The organism is Priestia megaterium, assembly GCF_023824195.1.
Lineage (GTDB): Bacteria > Bacillota > Bacilli > Bacillales > Bacillaceae_H > Priestia > Priestia megaterium_D.
The window spans coordinates 2,545,210-2,563,999 of sequence record NZ_CP085442.1 but is presented as its reverse complement, the minus strand read 5'-3'; the positions used below and the strand labels follow the sequence as shown (position 1 = coordinate 2,563,999).

The following is an 18,790-nucleotide window of genomic DNA, read 5'->3' as shown; positions in this document are numbered from 1 at the left end:
AGGAGTATAGTTAAGGAGGCATTATGAAAAAAATTCTACCGCTAGCCATTATTACTGGACTATCATTGTTACGTCAGGTAAGAAAAAAATAGCGGAATTTGATATAAGTAAATTGGGAAACTAAAATGAAAACTTTCAACTCTTGAGAGTTTATGGAATGAACGGGAACGAGGGGATAAGGAAAGAGCTGAATTATGTACAAAAGAGAACGGATTTTCATCCTCTCTTCAAAGAAAGCTGGTTTAAAGGGTGTAGGGTGCTCTCATCTAAAATGATAATTTTTGATGAATATTCTAGATGTTCATTATAACAAAGCAGCAAATTATGATAAAAATCCAGTAAAAGACCGGCATAAAAACAATTTTCCTCCGAGAACAAACCAGAGCGGTTGATAAGAATATTTTCGTATTTTTTAACGATTCTTTGAGTTCTCTTTATAATTTTTACTGCATCTTTCATTTTATACATTTCATTTAACTCTTCCGCAAATATGTGGAGGTCTTTTTGTATTGTCTTTCTAAGCGTTGCATTCATTTCTTTAATGTTCTGCGGTACTTCTTCCAGAATAAATTGCTTTATCATAATGAAATCAGACTGTACTGGCTCGTTCAAAAAGCTTAGGTAAATGCGAAGAGTGTTATACGCATCATACATCGGATTGTGCTTTTTACCCTCAAACTGCAAATTATATAAAGCTAACCCATTTTCTACTGATACGTTATTTTTAGAAACACGTTTTGTAAAAATTGCTTGAAAATCAACATAACGCTGTTCTATTTTCTTTATAGTAGCAAGAGAGATTTCGTGCTTTTCCGCATCTATTTTTAAGCGAGATAAATCGCTGGTAGACCAAGAGAAAAAACGGGATTTTTTAATTCCGCCAACCCAGGTTAAAAAGTCTTCAAAAACATTTTTAAAATTACTTGCACCGACTAAATCAGTATCTTTAATACCGGTTAACTCTTTGCAGAAGCGGCTTAAGGACACCCGTTTTGTAGGTTGAATATAACGGTCAAAAAACTCAATGTCTTCTGTCTCGATATTGTACTTCACCGCGCCAATCCGAATTGCTTCCATATCTTCAAACGGCATTCCTTTGTTTGAACACAGCATTTCAAAATCAAAAAAGATAAATTGTTTTACATCTGCCATATTCTATGCTCCTCTCTCTAACAGGTTATTATAAGGGAATAGTGGTGAAAGAGAAAGGACCAATAAATCCCAAATTTTGAGAATAACAATGAATTATTTCAAAAGGCTAGGGGACGCTTATCAGTTTCTAGGTAGCGGAAAAGTTTTTGAAGCTCTTCGAGGGACATATAAACAAGAAGCTTTTTGTCTGATTTTGGATCTTGAATTCCTGCCATGAAGTCTGACTTCATATAATTTTCCCTCAAAATTCACTTAGTGATTACAAACACGAAATTCGTCTTTGTAATGTTCGAGACTTAATATCATGTTTAACACTTGTTCTTGTGCAAATCGTCGACTAGTAGAAGGTGTCAAGTCTTCTAAGTTAATTGAGCGGTTATGAGTTTTCAGAAACTCCTCATGACATTTCAAATCAAAGGTGTAGCCTATAAAGTAATCATCAGCAGCTTGTTAAAATTCATTCGTAACGATCTCCAGGAAATTAAATTATCAGAACGTAACCTCAAATTATGGAACAAACCTATTCATTATAATCAACTTTAAAGTGAAAAGGTCCTTATAATGAATCTTATGAGAACATAAGGGAGCAACTTATTGTTCTGTTTAAATTTTTTCTAGTTTACATAATATATATTCTAGGAACCAATAGATAAAACGCGAATTCCGTCTCATTATAAAAGTATACTTATGATAGTGAGACGGAATTCAAAAATAAGCTAGGGTTTGTGTTTATATGATTTAACTCACCAAACTAATTATCAGCAAGATTTGTTCTAATTGAACAATTGTGGATATGATTTTATAGAAATACATATTGATTTCACCAGATTATTTTTAAGTATGATCAGTTCGGTTTATTTTTATAGATTTTGAAAAATGAATGAGTTCACTTATAGAATGTAAATTTTATAAGTGAACTCATTCATTTTTTCTCACCGTATTCTCAATGAACTCTTGTTTACGTGTAATATTTTAAGGATTTATTTGCTACTGAACGTATATTTTTCATTCAGTACATATGTTTGCATTTAATGGATTTTTATTCATTTGCAAAAGTTAAAACCCCGTATTTACTGTAATAAAATACATTAATTTGAATTTTTATTCTATATAATTCTTTGTTAAAGTAGCTGAAAACCCCTTTCTTATCAGCTTTTTAGTGATTTTAGTTGTAGTTTCCTTTTTCATCGGGTATAATATTAAACAAATAGATGACGGTATAAATTGGATGTCATTATCCAGTTTTAAAGGAGCGATACTCATGAACATTACAATTTATTATGGAAATCATGAAGATAAAACAATTCATACAATGGATTGTCACGTAGATATCGATTTAGATGATGAAGATATGGTAGCTTTAACAGAAGCTCGTTAATGAATATATAAAAGGCTGTGGATGCTTTTCATCTGCAGCCTTTTATTTTTTTGCTCCCCCTCTCCTCTTTAACTTCTACTAACCGCTACGTTTTACAACCATTAGTTACTTTTTATTATAAAATTTCAAATTCTCCGTTAACTTTCCTTTACTTTTCGACACATTTTTTGTATCATTAGATAAGAACGTATGTTCGATTTATTTTTTATCGTATTGATGATCACAAGGAGTGTTTTTGAATGACGGTACGAAAAAGAAAGAAGCTCCCTCCTACCCTATCCAATACAGGCTTTATTGGAGCAACGTTTGCTGATACAGATGAATTAGCACGCAACGAATATCACTTTCCTCGTAAGCAAATGAAAATTACCCATCATGTCTTAGATGCCTTGCTTCAGGGGGCAACGCACTTATTTCAACAGCATAAAGTTGAAGCCGCTATCTCATGCGTGTATCTTCCTAAGTACAAAAAAATTGGTTTGGTTCTTTCTAAACAGCCTTTTGGCCGCGATGAAGGCATTGGGTATTTTATTAATTACTTAAAGGAAATCGGACATATTGAGTGGGATGAAAAAACGAAAGACTACGAAATACATAATACGAGTTTTATCGGCGTGGTATTTGCAGACCTAGAAAAAATTGCTAAGTTTACCTTCGACTTTGAGCTGGAATTGCTGTCAAAGTTCGTTAAAGACTTAATTATTCCTGCTAAAGAGCTTTTCTTGCAGCATAATGTAAAAGCGTATCTTTCAGGTATTGAAAACGAAGATCAGCATAAAGTAGGATTTGTGTTATCAATCAAGCCTTATGATGAACGTAAGGAAGCAGACTTATATTTTGTGGAGTATTTAAAAGAACGTGGTTTATACGAAGAGGACGAGTCTGAAGAAGAGTTAGTACCTATTCATACAAAATGGAGCTTATTTAAATAACATACGTTATACCCGCTGTCTTAATAAGACAAGCGGGTCTTTTTTTGCTTTTTTACTAAAACCCAAAACAAATTAGTAGCAAGTACTAATAGTTAGTAATATAATAATAGTAATGATAAAAAATCATTGATATCTATAATATAAGGAGTCGTTTGTATGATTCAACTAAAAGATTTAGTTCCAAGTGAACATTACAACTTAACAGAGGAAATTGAAAAACATGCATCCGATCAGCTTGCGTTAAAGTGGCAGGACGCTGACGGTGCACGTGAGGAAATTACATATAACCAGCTGTTAGCAAAAGCCAATAAAGTGGCAAACGGGTTAACAGAGCTAGGTTTAACAAAAGGCGATCACGTTTTAGTTATTGCGCCTCGCCTTATTGAATCGTATGCTATTTACTTAGCATGCTTAAAAGCAGGTATTATTGTAATTCCTTCTTCAGAACTATTACGCGCAAAAGATATCCAATATCGTTTACATCACGCTGAAGCAAAAGCGATTATTTCTTACCATCCTTTCTGCAATGAGATCGATAAGATTGAAAACTTCCCTACTTCTCTACAACATAAAATTACGTTTGGTGCTGATGTTACGTCATGGACGCGCTTAGAGTCACTTACGGCGGATGCATCAGAACAGTTCCAAGCAGCTAAAACAACTAAAGATGATACGGCATTCCTTCCTTATACATCTGGTACAACAGGACAGCCAAAAGGCGTTGTTCATACTCATGGATGGGCTTATGCTCACCTTCGTATCGCTGCTGCTGAATGGTTAGATATTAAAAAAGGCGATACGGTCTGGGCAACAGCAGGTCCTGGTTGGCAGAAATGGATTTGGAGTCCGTTTTTATCTGTACTTGGACAAGGTGCAACAGGCATTATCTATAACGGACGTTTTGAACCTAAAAAGTTTTTAGAAATTTTACAGGATGAAAAAGTAAACGTACTGTGCTGCACGCCAACAGAGTACCGCTTTATGGCTAAAATTGATGAGCTTGAACGTTTTGACCTGTCTCACCTTCATAGCGCTGTATCTGCCGGAGAACCGCTAAACGAAGAAGTTATTAATGTGTTTAAAAAATATTTTAATATCCAAGTACGTGATGGATACGGCCAAACGGAAAATACCCTTTTGATTGGTACCTTAAAAGGTGTAAAAACGAAGATTGGTTCAATGGGTAAACCGATGCTTGAAGGGTTTGTAGAAATCATTAATGAAGACGGCGAACCTTGTAAGCCTGGAGAAGTTGGAGACATTGCCGTTCGTAGAGACCTCCCTTCTCTTTTCAAGCACTACTACAAAGATATGGAGCGTACTGAGAAAACGTATAAAGGAAACTACTATTTAACAGGTGACCGCGCTTCTAAGGATGAAGAGAACTATTACTGGTTCCAAGGACGCGGAGATGATATTATTATCAGTTCTGGCTATACAATTGGGCCGTTTGAAGTTGAAGATGCGTTAATTAAGCATCCAGCGGTGAAAGAATGTGCCGTTGTAGCTAGCCCAGATGCTGATCGCGGCCATGTTGTAAAAGCTTATGTTGTTCTTGTCGATCATGTAAAAACAACAGATGCAGGGTTTATTAAAGAGCTGCAAAATCACGTAAAGGCTCTAACTGCACCTTACAAGTATCCTCGCGTAATTGAATTTATTGATGAATTGCCAAAAACTAATTCAGGTAAAATTCGACGTGTGGAACTTCGTGAACGCGAGCAACAAAAAGCATAATAAATGAAAAAAAAGACGTATCTGTTAGGATACGTCTTTTTTTTATTAGATAGCACGCTGCGAAGTACGAACATCTACCGTTAAAACACCGGTATTTACGTTTGCGTACGCTTTAATGATGACAGGGTAATCTTTGTTGTTTGTGAACTTAAAATCAGGTCCTCCCCACGATACGGTTGCATCTCTTCCTGCAGGTACATAACCTACATGTTTTGAATGGTGAGACCTAGCTGTCACTTGAAGACCAGCGCCGTCAATAGCATTAAATAGCGTAGAAGATGTTTGGCAGATCCCTCCGCCAATTCCCATCACCAGCTGTTTGTTGATAATTTCAGGAGCAGGCTGATAGCCTCTTTCTGCTGTGCGCTCCCCAACTGTTTGATTATAAGAAAATGAATCTCCTGGACCTAATACAACGTTATTAATCGCTTCTGCTGATAGCTGAACATTTCTGTTTCGACTTGTATCACTTGGACGAAAACGTGTAGAATACGAAGCTAGCGATACATCAGCGATCCCTTGAGCAGATGCTGCCGTTACATTTGGAGCGGTTTCGTAAATCGGAACCTTCACATCCAATTGTTTCGTATTTAAGTTCTGCAGATTTTTAACAAGCTCTGCTTCTTTTAAAATGATTTGTTTGGACCCACCGGTTAACGATCCATTTGCATCCATTTTTATGTTTTGCATAGGCGTGTCGATCCCTTTTGCCAGCTCAGACGCTAATTGCTTAATTTCTTGGTCGTATACGTCTTTATCCTTGTAATGAATCGGCTTGAATTCTTTCATTACTTGTCCTGTGCGGGAATCTTTCAACTGATACGTCAGGTCTTCGACTTTAAGGACTGGTTTTTTCTTTTTCTCAGTCTTTTTTTCTGCTTTTTTCGCTGCTTGTTTTTGTTCTATCGCGGCTGTTTGCTTTGCAGAATGATTGGTATACATGCTGTACGCAATAAACGCACTAACAATTGTCGCGCCAAGCAAAAGCGCCCCTAAGACTTTCTTCATGTAATTGAATCCCCCCATATCTCGGCTTTACCTCAATATGTTTTTTCTATAAAAATATGTATACATTCATTTTATACAAACATCTTATAAAAGACGATATGTCAAAGTGAATAATCACCATTTTTTATATTTTTTTCTTTGTTCAACACATGAGGTAAAGCGGAATGATGTTCATAGACCCCATTTTTTCTTATGAACTCAATAGAAAACAAATGTTGTATGCGTTTCCTATTATTACTATTCTTATATATAATAGCACGAAAACAAGGATTTTTTAACGAATTATGGTAATTATTTTAAAATTTTTCTGACAATTTTCGCGGTGTTGTTCATTTTTCTATGGGCATTATACATGGTATAATGGTAAAAATGGAATTTGTTTTATGAGGAGGATTTACGCTTGACTGAACGTTATAGCAAAGAAGAGATTAGTCATCAGCTAGAAAGTATAGATCATGTAAAAGAAGCTCTTTTAAAATATAAAAACACCGTAATCGGTGAGAAATATGATTTGCTTCCCTATCATTTAACTTCAACAAAAGAGGCAATCTTAAAAACCATTCACGATAAAAAAAGCTGTATTGTTAGCGATATCACAAAAGTACTTGGGCTCTCACCCGGTGCTATCACCATTGTATTAAATCAATTAGAAGATGATAAGCTTGTGAATCGTATTTATAAAAAGCAAAACCGCCGAAGCGTGTGGGTAGAGTTGACTGAAAAAGGCGAAAAGGTTGTCGAAATATTGCAAGCTACTCGTGTCGATTTTTGGTCAGATTTACTTTCACACTTATCAGAAGAAGAAAGAGATCAATACTTTCACATTATGAAAAAAATATCTCAAAAATTACAGCAATAAATATAAAAAAGCGGCTATAAAGGCCGCTTTTTTATTATGCGTGTGCTAAGGCTTGTTTTTTCACTTCGTTTTTCAACACTTTTCCTACGCTGTTTTTAGGAAGTGATGAAACAAATACAACAGTTGGCACTTTATATGGTGCTAATCTTTCTTTACAGAAGTTCACTACATCTTCTTCAGTTAAAGCAGATGCTTCTTGTTTAACAACAAATGCATATGGAACTTCGCCGTACACATCATCAGGCATGCCGACAACTGTCGCTTCTAACACGCCATCTGCTGCTAGGACAACTTCTTCTACTTGATCTGGGTAGATGTTGTCTCCTCCATATACAATTACATCTTTATAGCGTCCTTCAATATAAAGAAATCCGTCTTCATCTAATCGACCTGCATCCCCCATCGCTAGCCAGCCATCTTGTAAGACAGCGTTTGTTGCTTCTTCGTTTTGCCAGTAGCCTTTGAAAAGATAAGGGCTTCGTACGAGTACTTCACCTTTTTCTCCAGTTGGTACTTCTTGACGTGTATCCGGATCTACAATTTTAACTTCTACATGTGGAGCAGGTTTTCCAGCAGAGCTTACTTTCTTCCATCCCATTTGAGGATGCCATGAACTGATAATCCAAGCTTCTGTGCTTCCGTACCCTTGAGCTAAAATCATTCCGTTACGATCATATTGTTCGATTAAAGACTCAGATACTTTTGTTCCGCCTGACACAGCAAGTTTTAGAGGGAAATCATAGTGATCTCCTTTTTCAAGCTCTTCTACGATGTATTTTAATGCCGGTGGTAGTGCAAACAGCATTTTAATGTTTTCTTTTTCAATTACCTCAATTACTTTAGCTGGATCTGTTTCCTCAGAACATACCATTGTGTTTCCTGTGTTAATGCACATAAATAAAATGCTCATCGAACTCATATGGAAGAATGGATGAACAAACAAATAGCGCATGCTTTTATCGATATTTGCACGTTCTTCCTGTCCGCCAGAATTTAAAAAGGCACTTACTGATCCATGTGCAATCATACATCCTTTTGATTTGCCTGTTGTACCTGATGTGAACATCATCAATGCTAGATCTTCAGGAAGTACTTCAGGAAGTGCTTCTGGTGTGTTTGTGTTATAGGCTGAGAATTGAGTTGTAAATTCTTTTGCATCCTCAATTTTTAACGTAAAGCTAAGTCCATCCGTTTGTTCCGCTTTTTCTAATACAGACGTAAATTCATTGTGGTGGATAATCGCTTTTAACTGTCCGCTCGTAATAATGCTATCAAGCTCATAAGGTGTCATGCTCTTACTTAATGGAACAACGACTGCTCCCACTTGTAAAATCCCCATTGTAACGACTGGGTAAGCAATGCTTGTATGTGCTAAGATACCAATACGATCTCCTTTTTGGATTCCTTTCTCTAAGAAGTAATGAGACAATTGATTTACTTTTTCATGAAATTCATTAAATGTATAACGTTCATTATGTTCAACTAGTGCTTCATGTTGAGGAGAAATCTCTGCACGTTCTGCGACTAAGTATTGTAATGTGTTCATTTTATCCTCTCCTTTGTCCGCTCGGACTAAATATTTCGTTCGTGAATATTTTAATGACTAAAACATAATAACAAAAAATTTTTCCGAAGTAAAAGTTTAAAATTATCAAAATGTGTTTATATAGGTTGTATCGGGAGATGTTAAAAGAAATACTGTTTTTAAGAAGTGTTGTATTATCAAGGGTTTGAGAAAATTTCACAAAATTTAAATAGTTCAGACACTGGGTTTAACGAACTATTTTTTTCCTTTTTTTGTTTGTAAATTAGTTTTTATTTCTTGTTTTTCATTTTTTTAATATATTTTCTTACTTTCCCCTTATTCACCGGATTTTGAGCTCATTTATTGAATGAAAACGGTGAATATGAAACAATAATATATAAGTATTTGGATTTGAAAGGAGCAAATTTAGACATGAAAGTTCTTGTAATTGGTGCGAATGGTCAAGTAGGCAAAAATATTGTAAACATTTTGAATGAAAGTGATGTGCACACTGTACGTGCGATGGTTCGTAAAGAAGAACAAGCAAAAGAACTTGAGGCAAGAGGTATCGAAATGGCTTTTGCAAGCTTAGAAGGCACTGTACATGAAATTAAGGAAGTGATGAAAGGCTGTGACGCCGTTATCTTTAGCGCAGGATCAGGCGGAAATACAGGCCATGATAAGACACTTTTAATTGATTTAGACGGTGCGGTAAAAGCGATGGAAGCTGCAGAAGATTTAGGTATTAAACGATTTGTGATGGTAAGCGCACTTCAAGCACATCACCGTGAAAACTGGAATACTTCACTAATTCCTTACTATGTAGCCAAACATTATGCAGATAAAATCTTAGAAGCAAGCGGATTAACATATACAATTGTTCGACCAGGCGGATTGTTAAACGAACCAGGAACAGGACGTGTAGATGCTGGGGAGAACAAAGAGCGCGGATCAATTCCTCGCGAAGATGTAGCGCGTGTAGTAGTGGAAACGTTAAGTGAAGATCATACATTCGGACGTTCTTTTGATTTAGTTTCAGGCGATACGCCTATCGCAGAGGCTATTCAATCTATTTAATATAAAAAAAGCAGCGAATACGTATTCGCTGCTTTTTATTTATCATTTAATACATTTACTAAGTGATAAATCACTTTTGCTGTCAGTCCCCATATGACTCGATCTTCATAGTAATAAAAATGTTCTTCCATCTCTCTTGTTTGCCAATTATAATTTTCACCACCAATAATCGCGTCATAAGGAAAATTATGTTCGGGTTCTACTCTGAAATGGATATTGTGTATATCAGGTTCAGTATGCTTAAAAAAAGAAAGAGGCACGGTAAATACTTCTGCTACTTCCGAAGGATTCGGTCGAAGTTCAAGCGACTCATCAATAAAACCTACATAAGGATAAATGATTGTTCCGAATTGAGAAACAATATAATCTAAAGCTTGTACTTGCTGAATAGATTGGGACGTAATCCCTAACTCCTCAGATGTTTCACGGATAGCCGTTTCTTTTTCGTCTGCATCCGTCTTCTCAACACGCCCTCCTGGAAAACAAATTTCTCCAGGCTGTCTTCGTAAATCGAGCGCTCTTACCTCAAATAAAACATGTAGTTCCCCTTGTTTTTCAATAAGCGGAACAAGAATACCGAAGCGAGAAAACTGCTCCATCCCAAGAATTGTCGGTATCCGATTTTCTAACTTAGCTATAATACGGGATGCATCCATACGTCCACTTCCTTTCACAAAATGAATTATCAAAAGAATAGCGAGTTATAAGCTACGATGTCAACTAACCTGCAAAAGAAAGCTGTTATCTTTAGTATATGAAGAGATCCATTCAATTGACACTGCAATTGATAAAAATATATAACATGAATATAAATAAAAACAGATAGCATCGGCTACCTGTCTTTTTGTTTTGTTTTTAACAACCCATAAATAAGTAAAAAGAATGCAACCACACTGATAAGCAATCCTCCTACTTGCTTATCAGTGAGTCCAAAACGAAGCTGAAGCCAAAAGATAACCAAGCAAATCAAAATGACGCTGGTAGCTAAATAAAAGTAAATGCTGTAGAAAAACGGATTCGTTCTTTTCCGTTTGTAGACAAGTAGTGAGATGCCTATATACGTACCCAATAGTGTGAGTAATACAACAACTTCCGTTAATGTTCTCACCGCATTCTCCCCTCTCCTTTTTTCTTCTATACCCCGTTTCTTCTTTCATCAAAAGGAAGTTTAATTAAGGTATTTACAAAAAAATGCCCTTATGCCATAAGGCGGTGTCCTTCGATACGCTTTATCCTGACTTGTTTTCTTTTTTAAAAATTGATCGTTTGCATCTTGCTAACATCCGCTGCTTTTTCGACAAAGGCGTTTGTATTATACATCAAGAGCAAAGGTAATGACCGCTTCACAAGCTAACTCGCTGTCTACAAATGCTTTTCCTTTTCCTTTTACAATCTTTCCGCGCTGCTTGAGAATCTCAAATTCTAAGCGGAGTGTATCTCCTGGCCGTACTTGACGCTTAAAGCGACATTCATCTATCCCTGCTAAAAAAGCAAGTTTTCCTTTTTGTTGGTCATTGAGAGTCATGGCAAATCCACCGAGCTGAGCAAGAGCTTCAACAATAAGTACACCTGGCATTACCGCATAGGCCGGGAAGTGGCCTTGGAAAAAAGGTTCATTTGTTGTTACTTGTTTAATCCCTATCGCAAGCTTTCCTTCTTCTTGTTCCGAGATGCGATCAACAAGTAAAAAAGGATAGCGGTGTTGAATGGTATGTTTTATTTGTTCAATATCTTTCATATGTATCTCTCCTCTTTCTTATAATAAGGGATCCTTGCCGTCAAATGCAGGAAACGTATCTGGATGAAGAAGCGGCGCGAGTTTTTTTAATCCTAACAGCAACCTAGGTGAAGGACGACAATACAGCCATTCTTCTAGTACATATACGCGATGTTCTTTTATGGCAGACATGTCAGACCAGTTCGGTCTTTTGTGTAAAATCGTTGGATTCACTTTGTTTGTCTGTACGCCCACCCAAGCCAAACACACATGATGTGGATTTCGTTTGAGCACTTCTTCCCAATCACTCTGTACATTTGCCTCTTTGTGATCAGCAAATATATTTTCTCCTCCCGCTAACGCGCTAATTTCAGTCAGCCAGTTTGCTTTTCCAGGAGTAAAAACGGGTTTTGGCCACCATTCCCAGTATACAGTGGCTTTTTCGATTTGACGTGCCATTCCTTTATATGTAGAAAGAAACTGATCATACCGCTTTAACAGTTCAGCTGCGTTTGTTTCCAAGTTTAATCGCTGACCTAAATCCTGTAGATTTTGACGAATATCTTCTAGTGAATTAGGGTTATACACGACGTAAGGAAGCTTTCGTTTTTTTAGTTCTTCAATATTTCGCTCCATTCCAGGAACGCTTAGTGATGCTAGGACTAAATCTGGTTTAGCTTCTTCCACCGCATCCATATTAATAGATAAATCAGGACCTAAACGCGGCAGACCTTGAATAGACTGCGGCCAATCGGAATAATCATCTATTGCTACAAGCAAATGCTCACATTTTAAATACGCTATTAGTTCTGTATTGCTTGGACAAAGCGAAACAATTCGCATAGTTCCCCTCCTGCATTCATTTCTTTTTTTCTATTATACAATAGATCTAAATATAAAAAGCAGAGACTTTCACTGAAGTCCCTGCTTGTGGTGCTCTTTCTTATCCGCCCATCGCATGATAAAAGAAATAAAAGAAACCTACACAGCCAAGTGAACTAATGCTTGTAGTTAAAATGCCGATTGAAAGCAACACCTGTCCGTCTTTTTTTGTTTGTATCGCAGCATATAATAAAAAGCTAAAAAGGTGCCAAGAAGTAAATAAATAGCCCATATGTAAGGTAGATTCTTTAGCTGAAAGATGTATCCTTGATTAAATAATAAACAGTAAATAAAAAAAGATTTACGATAAAAAATATAGGAAGTACACTTTTCTTCATCTATCAAACCCTCTTCTATTTCTTATTTTCTGCTATAGTTGCCCTGTTTTGATTTCTCAGTTCATCCCGTATTTCACGTAAATATTGATTTCTCTCTTTCATCCGCTTTAACACAATAACGATAACAGCTATAATACCAGCAATCATTCCTATATAAAGAACTCCAAACACTAAGATAGGTACTACACCCCAAAGCTCCATCCCATTCCTCCCACTTTTTAGTTATTACCTTATTTTACCGTATTTTGTAAAGATGTCACGTCTTTTATCCATGAAAAAGGGAGTTTGAATATACATTCAAACTCCCTAAAGAGATAATAAAAAATAATATTTATTATAGCGCTTTGCTTTTGACACTCGCTCCCGTTCCGAAAAACTTATCAAAAATTTGATAAAGAGCAGACAGGCCAACTAACCAATAAATCGTTGTTACTAACCAATCCCAAGAGCCAAATAGCTCTTCTACTACATTCACGCCTAATGCTACAGCTAACCAATTTAAACCGCCTAAAATCACAAGAAGAGTCGTTAAACCTGAAAGAAATTTCACGTTGTCACCTCCTTGCGAACTGCATTAGGAAAAGCAGCTCATGTTACATCTTATGCGCTGTATAGATCAGTATATGCATAGACGCTATGTAAAATAGTTATAAAGAATATGTGATTTATTCTTTTTTATTTTCTTATTGTGCAGCTGCTGCTTTCCCAATTTGCTTAATCGTTTCTACATGCATCGCTTCGTGATAGAAGCTGAATAAAAACGTTTCGCCAACTGTTGTAAAGTTGATACCGGCTTTGTTTGTAAAAGGTGTGATTAACTGCTTATCAAACTGCTGGGGCATGAACTCTTTAATACGGTGCGCTTGGTCTCTTAACACATTCGCAATTTCTTCAAGAGAAGGAGCAGCCTCCGTCCAATCGGCAGGTTTTGTTCCTGCGCCGAAAAATCTTTCATAACTCTCGGGCGTGTGCATCGGTTCACCAGCTAAGCCAAACACAAGTTTTTCTTGAATAAAGGCAATATGTCCAAGATTCCAGCGGATATTGTTGTTGAATCCTTTTGGTGTGATGTCCGCTGCCTCTTCTGTTGTTTTTTCGAGGATACTAATCGTAATTCCTCTTACAACGTCCATATGTTTTAAAATCATATTTTCCATCGTCTAATCTCTCCTTACGTTGTCGTATTAGATAAACTATTCAATGTCTATTGTGCACAAATTAATCCTTAAATGCCACTCATAACATTTAAACCTTAAAATAAAAGAAAAGAAAAGAAAATTCAAAAGAAACATCCCCCTATATAAAAACTAGGGGGATGTTTTAAGCAGAAGACTTCAAATTTGAGACAGGTCCTTTGTTTGGCTTCGGTTTTAGCTGACCAAGCTTATTTTTTAGATAATCTTTTAATGCGCCGCGTTTTCTCTTGCGTCTTTTATCACGATTTTTAATGGTAATCTCCTCCTTTCCTTTTAGTTTTAAGACCTGTGTATTAAATGGATTCTTCTTTTATACATAAAATCCTTTTGAATTCTCAAATTTACCTTCATGTAATTCTTTCCTTTTTATAAAAAAAGACCAAAGTATCAAACTTTGATCAATCAAGCTACATACGTAATCGACCCAATAGTGGAAATAATAGCGCTGTTTCTGTCGTACCAAACAACAGGTTCGTATCTAACTGCAAAATAACTGAGGTGAGCGGTGTGAAGCCTGACAATTTCATCTGACAGGTAAGCTGATTGCTTTGCGTCGTCTTTTCTCTTTAAATCTAACACTTCAATAATTCTTTCCCGCGTCGTAATTCCAATTCCATGACCAAAATATAGAGTTTCATCTAATACGATTGTGTTTTCACCTTTCCACTGGGGAGTATCAGGGTTATAATCAGGGTTTTTAAAATACGCACAGTCTCCGGGCAAGTAGTCAGATCCTTTATAACCATGGAGCTCAAGATCTTCATCGTATTGCCAATCGTGTAAGTAAAGATCAGCAAAAAGCCTGTTAAAGTTTGCTTTTCCAATATTATTTAATACAGCTTTGTAAAAGATGATGATAACAGCCGTCGCGCACTCAAACGCATATTCGTGTCCGTTGTAAAAAATATCATCGATGGCCTGATGAGGAGAAACGGTAGGCAGTAGCTGAAATCCTCCGTTATCGGTTCGTTTCCAATACTTTTCGTTACACCTAGAACGTGCAAATGTAGCAAACCTGGCGCCGCTTTTGCGCAGCAACACAGACGATTCAATAATTTGTAATTTAACAGATACATCAAAATCAAGCTGGTCAAATGTAGCATACTCATACACTTCCCTATAGGCATCCATCTGTTTTAAAATGTCTGCTTTTTCTTTCGTTAACGAACTATTATTTAGATCACTTATTTTCACAATTTGTTGGTTAACTTTAATCATAGACGTTCTCTCCTTTACAGAAAATGATATCAATCACTTTCTCTAACAGGATATTGATAAAAAAAATTTTTGTGTATCTTCATTTATTTAAAATCGTGAAGATTAGAAAAAACGATGAAAGAAAGTAATTTAACCAATAATCTTTTCCTTTGTTCCTTTTTGTCCTTTCGTAACCTTTTTAAATATAAAGCGAGCAACTAACAAGTACAGTGGTAACACAATAATGACGGCAATAACATTTAAAATCCAAGGTATTGTCCCCATAAAAACGTTTGAAGATGCTTTATCATACCAGCTCACAATAAGTATTAAAAAGAAAACACTGGATATAAAAGTACTTATATATCCCTTCTTATAGTTTGTACTTCTCACAGCAACAACAAAGCCAATTACCAATGAAATGCCTGCTGCAATTAAGACAAAAATCAAAAATAAGTTTGCTACCTTTTGAACGTCCATTACTTCCCTCTTTCTTATAAAATTTTCACTCCAGAATCTTCGTTACGTCACTTATAAAAGAAAGTAAATTTAAGTACTTTAAACTCCCTAAAACAATTAACGCCTTTTTCTAGATACAATTCCTACAGTTAAAATTAAAGTCATACCTACAGCATATAGTGCTATAAAAGTATAAAGTGATTTTATGTAGCCAGCTGGATAAAGCGTAGCGCTCATTATTAATAAAAGTCCTAATATGTTTAATAACTTTGTTTTTTTAATTTTTATTTCAATCTCTTCCTTTCTATCTCGATAGCCCTTTTACTTATATAGAATCTAGAAGCTAAATGTTCCCTTTTTTAAATGTTAATGTATTATGTTCTAAATCTTTCTCCGACAGTTTGTATCCACTTTTACGCATCATTTTAATGTATGTATCTAAGTCTCCTTTAGGAACTACATATAAGATCTTATTATCTACATCTGATGTCTCTGCTATATCTTTATCTTTAAATTCGAGTTGATATATCGCTTTGGCGTTTGCTATTGGGCGACTATCACCAAATATATACTCCCAATTAATAAATACAATAATCATTAAAACAATGACAATAGCAAAGGAACCTAAAAGAAATTTAATAATTTTACTCAACAATATCCACTCCGTACTTAATATGCTTCTTAACTAAATTTCGTTTGAAATGAACTTGTACTCCAAGAGGCATTTAGTTAGTTCTTTTCTTTATTTTGATTAGCCGCTTCATTTTGTTTTTGATTGAAAGTTATTATTAAATTGTACATAAAAATCAACAAACCACACCCAACCATAACCCAGCGCATACTCCCTTGGAATGCAGAATTAAAAATTTTTGCTAAAGCTATTATAAGTCCTGTTGACATGTTAAGATAATTCCAAAACAAGCAAATCGCTCCTTCTTAACCATGTTCTCTTTAATTTAATCATTGCTTCTTCTTTTCTTAGGTCTTAATATAAATTCGTAGATGAACCAATAAATTAGAGGAAATAAAACAATAACGAGAAACCCGTTTTCAGCTGGTATATATTTGTAGATTAATAGCATAATAATTGCAAACACAAGGTAAGCTACCCAAAACCCTTTATCTCTTTTACGCATAATTACCACCTCTCTCTGAACTGAAACAGCATCCCACATAACGTCTAACGTATTTTCTATATACACAACCAAATTCTTTCTTAAAAGTACGTTATTAGCGAACGCCATACCAAGATAAGCCTAATTTTTAAGTCTAGGCTTATCTTAGTACTACCTATTTAGCAAGAAATACTTCTTCATTTACATTTTCAAAAAACGACTTTAACCTAGAAAAGTCTTCCTTGTTTCCCCGTGTAGAGAAAACTTCTTGATCATTATGAACAACAACCATCGTAAGAGTTGATTTGAAAATTGTAAGGATTTGCTTTCCTGTTTTTATTTCTCTGATTTTATTGAATGGGATATGTAATACAATAGGCAGCTTAGAGAAAACTTCTCCGTAAAAAAGTAGGCTTTTTTCTGTATAAGCTAAAACTCCTCTAATAGGTACAGAATTCCCATTTGGTACACCTACAAGTCCCGAAAACCCACTTTCACATTCATAGTAAGTTAAAATAGATTCTCTAATTTCTTCGTCGCTATCTATCTTTTCTTTGAACTCTTTAGTTGCTCTCTCTTTTAAACTCATACTATCCCCCCCTATAGAAATCACTTCTTTTTAAAGTACACCTAACTAAATTTTATAATAATTACACTTTTTTGTAAATTTTAGGTATCTGCCACATAATTAATCTTTCTAGTTAAAATAATTCATACAAAAAAGTGCTTGGATATTTAAATACACAAGCACTTTTTGTTAATCCCACCAAACTCCAAAACTTTATAGGAAGGATACGTTTTTGGAGCTAAAGAGGTTTACCAAACGCGTAATCTTCTTCAATTTTTATATTAACAAATTATCACATTTTTATTTTACTACGTTTCAAAATAGGAATAGTTTTACATTTTATGAAAAATAGGCAAAAAATTTTAATTATTTATAAGAAACACAAAAATGTAGAAGCTTATTAGATAAGCCGCTACATTCAAAGTTAAACAAAAACAGAGTCATATTTGACTCTGTTTTCTTCTTTTAATTAACTTGAACTCACGTAAAATATTCCCATATTTAACCTTATGCCTTGTAGTCCAATACGTAAACTATTATACTTATTTTAGTAAATATTCATAAAAAAGGAAGGTGAGAAGTCATGTCCCCAAACCCATCACACCACCCTATTATTCTATTTGATGGTGTTTGCAATCTCTGCAACCAATGGGTTCAATTTGTCATCAAGCGGGATTCGCGTGCTCTGTTTCGTTTTGCATCGCTTCAATCCGATACTGCGGGAACCTTGCTGAGTCAGCATAACTATGAGCATCCACCACTTCAATCGGTCATTCTTCTTATGAACGGGAACCTTTACACAGAGTCTACGGCTATCCTACATATTGTCCGCCAGCTTCGCGGACCCATTCAACTGATGGCGTGTTTCCGAGTTGTTCCCGCATTCATTCGAAACCCACTCTATCACTTCATTGCACGTAATCGGTATAAGTGGTTTGGAAAACAAACGTCATGCATGTTGCCAACCCCTGAAACTAAAATGCGATTTTTAGACTAAGCATACAAAAGAGAAATTTCGTTTAAGTATTCTTGCGACCCTAAGGTGGACCATGGCCATTACGTTTCTTATTTATGGAATGGCCAAAATCTACCCAGGACAATTTATAACAGGCGATTTCGTGTTCGATTCAACAAAAGATTCTGCGATGAAACTGGCGTGGTATTTCTTTGGGTATTCTGATTTCTACAACTATTTTATTGCCGCTGGCGAATTATTAGCTGCATTGTTATTGGTGATTCCGCGTACCGCAACACTAGGGAACATTATTTTTCTCCCCATTATTGCCAACATCACCGTCCTTAACTATTGTTTCAACATTCCTGCCAAAGTGGTGTGTGTTCCGCTGCTTGCGATGAGCTTGCTATTAGTATTGATGGAATATTCAAAGTTAAAAGGCATCTTCTTTGTCAACACTGCTACCCCAATGCAGAAAGTAGACGTTCAATCATCCGAAAGGAAGGTGACCGTTAAATGATCGTCTTTTTTTTGCCACCCATTATCTTCGGTTTGGCGCGTACCTATTATTTTGGTCTTCGAAAAGAAGACTGAACACAGACAATTCCTTTTTTGTTTTGACTAGTAGTTACGGAAACCAGGGAAGTTCCCCATAAGATACTAAAAAGAACTGCTACAGGTAAGCTAATAAAAGC

General features: G+C 35.7%; 23 protein-coding genes. 6 read left to right on the top strand and 17 right to left on the bottom strand.

The window, feature by feature from the left end; genetic code table 11:
* Positions 1–216: 216 nt before the first annotated feature.
* Positions 217–1,152: a 3'-5' exonuclease gene (locus LIS78_RS12950; protein ID WP_209151696.1), complete on the bottom strand. Its 936-nt coding sequence runs from the start codon at positions 1,150–1,152 to the stop codon at positions 217–219.
* Positions 1,153–2,769: 1,617 nt separating this feature from the next.
* On the opposite strand from LIS78_RS12950, the gene LIS78_RS12945 reads away from it, so the two are divergent.
* Together LIS78_RS12945 and mbcS are read left to right on the top strand one after the other, a co-directional pair.
* Positions 2,770–3,462 carry a hypothetical protein gene (locus LIS78_RS12945; protein ID WP_209151695.1) on the top strand — a complete coding sequence of 231 codons (693 nt, stop codon included), beginning with the start codon at positions 2,770–2,772 and terminating at the stop codon, positions 3,460–3,462.
* A 156-nt stretch (positions 3,463–3,618) separates the two neighbouring features.
* Positions 3,619–5,199, top strand: coding sequence for an acyl-CoA synthetase MbcS (gene mbcS / locus LIS78_RS12940; RefSeq protein WP_252285310.1), 1,581 nt, complete (start codon positions 3,619–3,621; stop codon positions 5,197–5,199).
* Between the two features lie 45 nt (positions 5,200–5,244).
* Here the strand turns inward: mbcS and LIS78_RS12935 are convergent, their stop codons facing one another.
* Entirely contained in the window at positions 5,245–6,207 is a 963-nt protein-coding gene (locus tag LIS78_RS12935) for a VanW family protein (protein ID WP_209151693.1), read from the bottom strand.
* Between the two features lie 400 nt (positions 6,208–6,607).
* Between LIS78_RS12935 and LIS78_RS12930 the strand changes: the two genes are divergently transcribed.
* Positions 6,608–7,066 carry a MarR family winged helix-turn-helix transcriptional regulator gene (locus LIS78_RS12930; protein WP_252285309.1) on the top strand — a complete coding sequence of 153 codons (459 nt, stop codon included), beginning with the start codon at positions 6,608–6,610 and terminating at the stop codon, positions 7,064–7,066.
* A 34-nt stretch (positions 7,067–7,100) separates the two neighbouring features.
* Here the strand turns inward: LIS78_RS12930 and LIS78_RS12925 are convergent, their stop codons facing one another.
* A complete protein-coding gene (locus tag LIS78_RS12925) occupies positions 7,101–8,612 on the bottom strand; it encodes a class I adenylate-forming enzyme family protein (protein WP_209151692.1) in 1,512 nt (503 codons plus the stop codon).
* Positions 8,613–9,023: 411 nt separating this feature from the next.
* On the opposite strand from LIS78_RS12925, the gene LIS78_RS12920 reads away from it, so the two are divergent.
* Entirely contained in the window at positions 9,024–9,668 is a 645-nt protein-coding gene (locus LIS78_RS12920; RefSeq protein WP_252285308.1) for an SDR family oxidoreductase, read from the top strand.
* A 35-nt stretch (positions 9,669–9,703) separates the two neighbouring features.
* Here LIS78_RS12920 and LIS78_RS12915 read toward each other — a convergent pair whose 3' ends face one another.
* From LIS78_RS12915 to LIS78_RS12850, 14 genes are all read right to left on the bottom strand, one after another.
* A complete protein-coding gene (locus LIS78_RS12915; RefSeq protein WP_209151690.1) occupies positions 9,704–10,324 on the bottom strand; it encodes an NUDIX hydrolase in 621 nt (206 codons plus the stop codon).
* A 176-nt stretch (positions 10,325–10,500) separates the two neighbouring features.
* A complete protein-coding gene (locus LIS78_RS12910) occupies positions 10,501–10,776 on the bottom strand; it encodes a hypothetical protein (protein WP_016764214.1) in 276 nt (91 codons plus the stop codon).
* 204 nt (positions 10,777–10,980) lie between these two features.
* The gene (fabZ, locus tag LIS78_RS12905) at positions 10,981–11,406 is read right to left on the bottom strand and encodes a 3-hydroxyacyl-ACP dehydratase FabZ (RefSeq protein ID WP_252285307.1); all 426 of its coding nucleotides are present in this window, start codon (positions 11,404–11,406) and stop codon (positions 10,981–10,983) included.
* Positions 11,407–11,424: 18 nt separating this feature from the next.
* A complete protein-coding gene (locus LIS78_RS12900) occupies positions 11,425–12,228 on the bottom strand; it encodes a cobalamin-binding protein (protein ID WP_195783131.1) in 804 nt (267 codons plus the stop codon).
* Between the two features lie 100 nt (positions 12,229–12,328).
* A complete protein-coding gene (locus LIS78_RS12895; RefSeq protein ID WP_245210695.1) occupies positions 12,329–12,499 on the bottom strand; it encodes a hypothetical protein in 171 nt (56 codons plus the stop codon).
* A gap of 121 nt (positions 12,500–12,620) precedes the next feature.
* Positions 12,621–12,806, bottom strand: coding sequence for a hypothetical protein (locus LIS78_RS12890; protein WP_116072121.1), 186 nt, complete (start codon positions 12,804–12,806; stop codon positions 12,621–12,623).
* A gap of 133 nt (positions 12,807–12,939) precedes the next feature.
* The gene (locus tag LIS78_RS12885; RefSeq protein WP_013057146.1) at positions 12,940–13,155 is read right to left on the bottom strand and encodes a DUF378 domain-containing protein; all 216 of its coding nucleotides are present in this window, start codon (positions 13,153–13,155) and stop codon (positions 12,940–12,942) included.
* A 133-nt stretch (positions 13,156–13,288) separates the two neighbouring features.
* Complete coding sequence (locus LIS78_RS12880) at positions 13,289–13,762, bottom strand: DinB family protein (protein ID WP_209151689.1); 474 nt, start codon at positions 13,760–13,762, stop codon at positions 13,289–13,291.
* Positions 13,763–14,203: 441 nt separating this feature from the next.
* Entirely contained in the window at positions 14,204–15,019 is an 816-nt protein-coding gene (locus LIS78_RS12875; RefSeq protein WP_252285306.1) for a protein-glutamine gamma-glutamyltransferase, read from the bottom strand.
* Positions 15,020–15,148: 129 nt separating this feature from the next.
* Positions 15,149–15,478 (bottom strand): hypothetical protein, encoded by a 330-nt coding sequence (locus LIS78_RS12870; protein ID WP_057243545.1) that lies wholly within the window; start codon positions 15,476–15,478, stop codon positions 15,149–15,151.
* Between the two features lie 322 nt (positions 15,479–15,800).
* Entirely contained in the window at positions 15,801–16,109 is a 309-nt protein-coding gene (locus tag LIS78_RS12865; RefSeq protein ID WP_252285305.1) for a hypothetical protein, read from the bottom strand.
* 77 nt (positions 16,110–16,186) lie between these two features.
* Positions 16,187–16,357, bottom strand: coding sequence for a hypothetical protein (locus tag LIS78_RS12860; RefSeq protein WP_252285304.1), 171 nt, complete (start codon positions 16,355–16,357; stop codon positions 16,187–16,189).
* Positions 16,358–16,413: 56 nt separating this feature from the next.
* Positions 16,414–16,593, bottom strand: a complete 180-nt coding sequence (locus tag LIS78_RS12855) for a hypothetical protein (protein ID WP_195783136.1) — start codon at positions 16,591–16,593, stop codon at positions 16,414–16,416.
* 154 nt (positions 16,594–16,747) lie between these two features.
* Positions 16,748–17,161: a GRAM domain-containing protein gene (locus LIS78_RS12850; RefSeq protein ID WP_209151688.1), complete on the bottom strand. Its 414-nt coding sequence runs from the start codon at positions 17,159–17,161 to the stop codon at positions 16,748–16,750.
* Positions 17,162–17,723: 562 nt separating this feature from the next.
* On the opposite strand from LIS78_RS12850, the gene LIS78_RS12845 reads away from it, so the two are divergent.
* On the top strand, positions 17,724–18,137 hold the full coding sequence (locus LIS78_RS12845; protein ID WP_209151687.1) for a thiol-disulfide oxidoreductase DCC family protein: 414 nt from the start codon (positions 17,724–17,726) through the stop codon (positions 18,135–18,137).
* Positions 18,138–18,189: 52 nt separating this feature from the next.
* On the top strand, positions 18,190–18,615 hold the full coding sequence (locus LIS78_RS12840; RefSeq protein WP_252285303.1) for a hypothetical protein: 426 nt from the start codon (positions 18,190–18,192) through the stop codon (positions 18,613–18,615).
* The last annotated feature ends 175 nt before the right edge of the window (positions 18,616–18,790 follow it).